Here is a 7,065-nt window from a genome sequence, read left to right as displayed (position 1 = left end):
GATTCTGCTCAACAAGTCCGACACCAGTCCGTTCTGAAAGTCTGTCCCATTTGCTTTTGCCGGCTGTTCCTGAAATCTTCATTCCGAATTCAGGCGGTTCGCTGAAAAAATAACAAAACACTCATAAGTCTGTACTTACGTCGATTTGAATATTTTCACGCTGTCCGATTCCGAACCTTTTGAATACGAATCTGTTCTGCTAGAATACGCGGCCATCAACGGGAAGGTCGTTCCGAGCAACTCCCGCTGAGAACCATTAATAACGTAACCATTTTCTAACGAGATACTTAAGGAAATAACGTGCGCTGGACGAACACTCTGATCCCTACCATAAAAGAAGTTCCCGCTGATGCAGAAATTCCCAGCCATCAACTCATGTTGCGGGCGGGACTGATTCGTCAGCTAATGGCGGGGGCCTATACGTATCTCCCGCTGGGCTGGAGAGCCATTCAAAAAGCGGCCCAGATCGTACGTGAAGAAATGGACGCCGCCGGCGCCGCAGAACTTCACATGCCGGCCCTGCAGCCACTGGGTCTGTTTGAACGAACGCAGCGGAAAGAAGCCTTTGGTTCGGTGTTAATTCAATTCAATGTGCCACGAGGCAACAGGCTCATTCCAATGGCATTGGGTCCCACCCATGAGGAGGTGGTGACCGACCTGATCAGCCATTGCATCAGCAGTTACAAACAACTGCCTTTGACCGTTTATCAGATTCAGACCAAGTTCCGTAACGAAGAGCGTCCCCGCTTCGGTGTTTTACGCACCAGCGAGTTCCTGATGAAAGACGCCTACAGTTTCAGTTCCTCTGTTGAACAACTGGATGAAATCTATGACCGCATGTATCGCGCTTATTGTCGGATCTTCGCCCGTTGCGGGTTAAAATACCTTCCCGTCGAAGCAGAAAGTGGCCCGATTGGTGGCGACGCCTCGCACGAATTCATGATTCCGGCGGACAATGGTGAAGATTCGATCGTGTACTGCGAAGCTTCCGGTTACGCCGCGAATATGGAACGCGCCGATACTGGCCGCAAGACACCAGAAATCAAGACATCTCCCAATGCAGCTGCGCTGGAGAAAAAAGCCACTCCTGAAGCGACTAGCATCGAACAGGTCAGCAAATTTCTGGGTTGCGAACCTTCACAAATGATTAAAACGCTGATCTATCTCGCCGATGGAGAGCCTGTTGCCGTCCTGATTCGGGGAGACCACGAAGCCAACGAGGGCAAGATTCGACGTGCCCTGGAGGCAACCTCGGTCGAACTGGCCGACGAAAAAACCATTCAGCAAGTCACCAGCGCTCCTACCGGATTCGCCGGCCCAGTGGGGATCAAGTGTAAGATCATCGCCGATCACGACATTCCATTGATCGAAAATGCGATTACCGGTGCCAACGCAGCAGATATGCATTTATTGAATGTGAATGTCGGTCGCGACTATCAACTGGATACAACGTATGACCTGCGCAACGCCGAAGCCGGTGATCCCTGCCCCAAAAGCGGTGAACCACTCAGTATCGTACACGGCATTGAAGTGGGCCACGTCTTCAAACTGGGTACGAAATACACCGAAGCGCTCGATGCCAACTTTCTCGATGAAAAAGAAAAACGACATCCGATTATCATGGGCTGCTATGGGATTGGCGTAAACCGAATTGTCGCCGGTCTGGCAGAAACACGGCATGATGAAAAAGGCCTGATCTGGCCACTTTCGATCGCCCCTTATGAAGTGCTTGTGATTCCGCTGAACACGAATGAAGAAGAAGTCATGCAGACTGCGGAACGCTATTACAGCGAACTCAAAGCTGCAGGTGTGGATGTGCTGTTTGATGATCGCAATGCCCGCGCGGGGGTCAAATTCAACGACGCCGACCTGATTGGAATTCCCTATCGCATCGTCATCGGTGGCAAAGGGCTCAAGAACGGTGAAATCGAAACTAAATGGCGGACTGCAGAAAATGCAGAAATGATCGCCTTGGATGCCGGTATCGCCCCCATCCTTGAGGCATTAGAAGCAAAGAAGCAGGAAGAATATCAGGCAGCCAACGTTCCCGCGTAAGACAGGCATCCTGAACAACAAGACCTCAACGAAAAAAGCCGGCGGAGAACGATTCCCTGCCGGCTTTTTAATTCACCAATTCATGATCACAGTTTGATTACTTGAGTTCTTTGATCCGAATATCTTTCCAGGCAACAGAATAAGGGCCAGTGCCCTTTGCAATGCCGTGAACCTGCAGACCAATGAAGCCTGACGGATGCGTCTTATAGATCGCTTCGTCTGTCAGATCTTCGATCTCTTGACCGTTGATCCAGGTCTGGATGCGTGGGCCATTGGCAACAATCCGGAATTTATTCCACTCACCATCTTTCAAATGCTTGTGAGGCTTAAGCCGTGATTCTGGTGTTAACCAGCCACGTCCGGTGGCTTCGCCATACACATAACCGGCTTCAGCACCGCCATCGCCACTGGCTTCGATTTCCACCTGGGGACCATTCACGGCTTTATCACCTTCTTCTTTCCGGCTGCGAATCTGCACACCTGAGTTCAACTTGTCGTGAACTTTGACTTCAAACTCAAGTTCGAAATTTCCGTATTTTTTCTTGGTACACAAAAAGGTGTTTCGGCTGCCTTCCGCAGTCGTCCCTTCAATTGTTCCATCGACCACTTTATAGGTGGCTGTTCCATTCTTCACTTCCCAACCATCGAGTGTCTTGCCGTCAAACAGGTTTACCCAACCGGAGTCCGCTCCGGCTTGTACGCTGCCAGTCAGACACACAGTCGCCAAAACGGCCAGACTGAATCCCCATACGCGAGTTCGTGTCATGTTTTCTCTCCCCAAAAAAAGTCTCAATGTTGATTAATACTTGTTGTCATTTCATCTTGTCATTTCATCTAAAGCAGATTTGTTATCCTAACATAGCAGAAACCACAAATCGAGCAGGTGCATTTGATTCAAACAGCTTATCGAGCCAGAATCGGCCCCGGTGCATTGATCGTCTTCGCCTGTTTTGCATCTCCCGGCATTTCACGATGTTCAAATTCAGGCGGCGCCGGTTCACCAGGACGCTGATTTCGATCTACAGTCGGATTTTTCGGAACCGTATCGCCTGTCTCTTCAGTCCATTGATCAAGCACCTTCCGGAGCCGGGATAATTCACCGGCGTTTTCTGGTTTCGCCGCCAGATTATGAAACTGATACGGGTCTTCTGTCACCAGATACAGTTCTTCCGCCGGACGTGGCTTTAAAAAGACATCCTGCTGAAATTCATTCAGTTTGCCCTCTTTGAATCGCTGCCAGAGCACTTCCCCTGACGGAAATTCGATCGATTCAACACAGAGGTTCCGTTGTTCCGGCCACGCATTTCGGATGTAAAGCCAGTGCCCTGAGCGCACCATCCGTTCGTGGGCTTTAAAGACGTGCCAGTTATGCTCGGCAAAAGCATAATCGCGCACTTTTGCCTCAGGCTGTGTGAGAACTTTCTGAAAGCTGACGCCCTGAATGCGAGGATCAGGAGCCACTCCCGCCAGCGCCAGCATCGTCGGACCGATATCAATTGTACTGACAAGACTCTTCGTTACTGTTCCCGGTTTGATAACAGCAGGCCAGCGGACCATCATTGGTGTTTTAATCCCGCTGTCATAGAGCCTGGTTTTACAACGGGGAAAAGGCCGACCGTTGTCAGCGAAAAACAGAACCAGAGTGTTGTCGGCGATTCCCTGGGCATCCAGCTCGTCGAGAATTTTGCCTGTAAAGAAATCGATGCGACTGATTTCATCGTAGTATTGCGCGAGATCCCGACGGGTCTCCGGTGAATCTATCAGATAGGGAGGCACCACCACTTCATCGGGTTGATGAGGCTGATATTCTTTAGAGGCCTGCCAGGCTCTGTGTGCATCAACCGAGGCAAACCAGCAAAAAAACGGTTTGTCTTGGGGACGTTTTTTGAGAATGGGGACCCAGTCCGCTTCCCTGCCCGGCCCCTTGCCCTTCGAGACATGATCAAAGGCGGTTAACGCATAATCCCCCATATGCTGCTTGCCGGAAATGACCGTGTAATATCCTGCCTCACGCAGCAACTGCGGAAACAAAACCTGACCTTCGGGAAGCGGTGTGTGTAATTCCGGAGCCCCTGTATTATGCGGATAGCGGCCCGTGATCACACTGCAACGACTGGGACTGCAACTGCTGGTTGTGAGATACGCGTTATCAAATCGCAGCCCTTCTCTGGCAAGACGATCCAGATGCGGAGTTCGAATGGAAGGGTGCCCATAACAACCCAGATCATTCCAGGAAACATCATCCGCAAAAATCAAGATGATGTTGGGGTTAGCAGTTGTTGTCTGATTCTCTGCAAAACCGGATTGATTAAACAGAACAACGAATAAGAGAAAAAGAAGCCTGTGCGATGAACGCAAAAGAGCAAACATATTGCACGCTACCTCAGCTTAAAGAAGAGAGAAAAGTCACAACCTGTCAGAAACAGCACCCCCTACGGTACTAAAACAGATCAGACATCTCAATCTTGAGGCAGCAAATAGGTTTCTGAGATGCTCGGAAACGAATTGCATCTCCAATCGTTAACAATCATTAGAAATAACGTCTTAATCTTCTTCCGGATCGATTCCGAATTCTTCCGGCAGCTCAAAGCCGAATTCATCCGGTTCTTCTTCATGCTCCAGCAGAAACGTTTCGTCAGATTCCGACTCTTCCACTTCCTCTGCGGGCTCAAAAGTAATCGTAAGGTGAACTTCATGGTGGACGACGGGGTTAAACTGAGATCCCAGTGGTTCAAAACGTAAATGAATATTTGCTTCGGAAGCAATTTCATCTGCAGTACGTTCTGCCGTCTCTGCCAGATCATTCTGGCCACTTTCCCGGTAACAGGCTCCCAATGATTTCCAGGGGAGTTGGCTGTGAGGAATCGGTAATAAGTCAGCCGCATATTGAAGCGGTTTGATCGCTTCAGAATAGCGACCGATTCTTTTCAGAGATTCCCCTCGTAAAAAAGAATATGACGCAGTCAACGACCCGGGATCACTGACTTTATCCAGTTCCCTGAGTGCCTGACTGGGCATGCCCAGCTCTAAATAGCCTTCTGCTGCCATCAATCTTCGCACTGTTTTTTGAGGAATTCGAGGGATCATCATCATAACCTCCAATCTCACCTTATCTGGTGAATCACGCTGGTTGAATTTTTTTTGAAATCAACGCTGTCAGGACCAAGTTGTCATCTTCCATCTCATAAAAAACGCAATCCCAAGTCCTCTGGATCAATTTTACCGCATAGAATGTGCCAAATCTCTCTCCCACCAATCAAAATAACTCACAAACCATTTAATTTGAACAACTTACACACGATCATCAGTCTCAATATCAAAATGCGACAGTGCCAATTCGACAGGCACCCTGATATCATTCTGGTGGCAGCCGACATCAAATCTGCACATCCAAGAGGCTTCTTATTAGACAAGTAATATTACAAACCGGTTCGTCTCAATCGTTTCTGAGCCTGTTTCAGAATAGCGATTCAGACTTTTAAGGCCTCTGTATTCTATTACGTACAAACGAGCATTTATTCAGAAGGAATTTGATGAAACGTGTCATCAAATTCAAACTTTTTTTCCGGTTCGGGATCTTCGGTCTTCTCAGGGGCCGGCTTTTGCGGCGCTTCGGGATCCTGAGGCCAGACTGTTGAAATGCGGGATGAATCGCCTTGCAGCCAGTCTTGATAGCTGCCTGCTTTCCCCGGCTTCAGGAAGAGAACCGTTTTGATCTTGGATGGATCGAGGTCGACCTTTGATTCCGTGACGGCCTGCTCTCTGGTAACCGTTTCAGATTCTTTCTCTTTACCAACATCAGGCTTCTTTTCTGCCTTTGGTGCTTTTGATGCAGCTGCGGCTTTCTGCTTTTCTTTTTCCGCCGCCTCTGCCTTGATCCACTCATCCAACGTTTTCACTGCACGCTGTTTCGTCTCATTCTTGGCTGCAGGCACAGGCGTCTGCGAAGTTTCAACGAACCGCGCCGGTTCAAGATAATCGACTGTGGTGTCGTTGGAAAACTCTTCACTGCCTAATGAAAGCTCAAGCTTCGCGCCGGCAAACTGGGCTCCCTTGTAAATCGTGCCATGTTGAAATGGGCCTGCACCAAGAATCCAGGTATCGCGGGCCGTACTTTTCGCCTGAAGAACGCCCGACTGCCAGACCCGCTCACGTGTTTTCTGATTATAAGCAAACACGCTGATTTTAGCCGCCGCACTTTGATTGTTCTTTTTTGCCAGCGATATTTCAGGAATGGTCGGGATTACGGGAGCCGATGAAACCAATGTTGCGGCAGAAGACAGCATATTACTGGCAGGAATCCCATAGTTCACCTCATGCCCATTGGTGGCAAGAGTGCCCACGCGCGCTTCGATCACATAATCCGCTTGTTCCTGTTTCTCCTGAATCAGACAGTTGGCAGCGACAATCTGCTGCCGTAAGGAGCTGATAATGTAGTCCCCGTTTACAAAGCCCACCCCTTTGATATTTTTGATATACGAAGTATCAAAGTAGACTTTTTTGTTCGCCAAAGTGCTGAAGTCGATATGTGAAATCGTCTGGTCGACCGCATCGGAAGTCAACAATTGTTCGGTCGCGCTGTTGCTTAACATCTTGCCACACCCCGATGAGAGGGTCAGCAGCACGATGAGCGACCAGCCGTGAATGCGATTGTGAGTGAACCAATTAATATCAAACATGAGTTTTGGCGATTGTCTTTTCAGCACAAAGTTTGTCGACACGTTTTCCACTGTTCGTTCGGAAAACTTCCGACAGACAGTAGCCCGGAAACACGATGTGAAATGCAACGTCCATACGTAATGAATCGACTCTCAATGTCTGCATTGAAAGTTTGATCCGTATGTCTGTTTAATTGTGTGGGAAAGGTGGCCAGAACCAGGAAGGAACTTTGACCAGGAGGTAACTTTGTCCTGATCGGTATGAGATACGATCAAAGACACAAATCAATCAGAGAGAATCCTTAGTTGAGAGGGGTCAAGGAATCATCTGATGGGCGGAGTATAGCGAACA

The 7,065-nt window shown here is 49.0% G+C and carries 5 protein-coding genes; 1 reads left to right on the top strand and 4 read right to left on the bottom strand.

The features are described 5' to 3' along the window. Window positions 1-300 precede the first annotated feature (300 nt). Window positions 301-2,055 (top strand): proline--tRNA ligase, encoded by a 1,755-nt coding sequence (locus tag Q0294_RS10310; RefSeq protein WP_299464391.1) that lies wholly within the window; start codon window positions 301-303, stop codon window positions 2,053-2,055. A gap of 97 nt (window positions 2,056-2,152) precedes the next feature. On the opposite strand, the gene Q0294_RS10305 is transcribed toward Q0294_RS10310, so the two are convergent. The 4 genes from Q0294_RS10305 to Q0294_RS10290 all read right to left on the bottom strand — a co-directional run bounded on the left by Q0294_RS10305 (window position 2,153) and on the right by Q0294_RS10290 (window position 6,734). Next, window positions 2,153-2,821: a DUF1080 domain-containing protein gene (locus Q0294_RS10305; protein WP_299464388.1), complete on the bottom strand. Its 669-nt coding sequence runs from the start codon at window positions 2,819-2,821 to the stop codon at window positions 2,153-2,155. A 137-nt stretch (window positions 2,822-2,958) separates the two neighbouring features. After that, window positions 2,959-4,425: a sulfatase gene (locus Q0294_RS10300; protein WP_299464385.1), complete on the bottom strand. Its 1,467-nt coding sequence runs from the start codon at window positions 4,423-4,425 to the stop codon at window positions 2,959-2,961. A 174-nt stretch (window positions 4,426-4,599) separates the two neighbouring features. Beyond that, a complete protein-coding gene (locus tag Q0294_RS10295; RefSeq protein ID WP_299464381.1) occupies window positions 4,600-5,142 on the bottom strand; it encodes a hypothetical protein in 543 nt (180 codons plus the stop codon). Window positions 5,143-5,570: 428 nt separating this feature from the next. Continuing rightward, complete coding sequence (locus Q0294_RS10290) at window positions 5,571-6,734, bottom strand: DUF6655 family protein (RefSeq protein WP_299464378.1); 1,164 nt, start codon at window positions 6,732-6,734, stop codon at window positions 5,571-5,573. Between the last annotated feature and the right edge of the window lie 331 nt (window positions 6,735-7,065).

It is taken from the genome of uncultured Gimesia sp., from assembly GCF_937919775.1.
Taxonomy (GTDB): domain Bacteria; phylum Planctomycetota; class Planctomycetia; order Planctomycetales; family Planctomycetaceae; genus Gimesia.
The sequence above is the reverse complement of the archived record's forward strand: the minus strand, read 5'-3'. Positions and strand labels throughout refer to the sequence as shown.

Coding starts and splice junctions, on each gene's coding strand:
- Q0294_RS10295 (WP_299464381.1), bottom strand. CDS start 5,142: ATGATCCCTCGAATTCCTCAAAAAACAGTGCGAAGATTGATGGCAGCA.
- Q0294_RS10305 (WP_299464388.1), bottom strand. CDS start 2,821: ATGACACGAACTCGCGTATGGGGATTCAGTCTGGCCGTTTTGGCGACT.
- Q0294_RS10300 (WP_299464385.1), bottom strand. CDS start 4,425: ATGTTTGCTCTTTTGCGTTCATCGCACAGGCTTCTTTTTCTCTTATTC.
- Q0294_RS10290 (WP_299464378.1), bottom strand. CDS start 6,734: ATGTTTGATATTAATTGGTTCACTCACAATCGCATTCACGGCTGGTCG.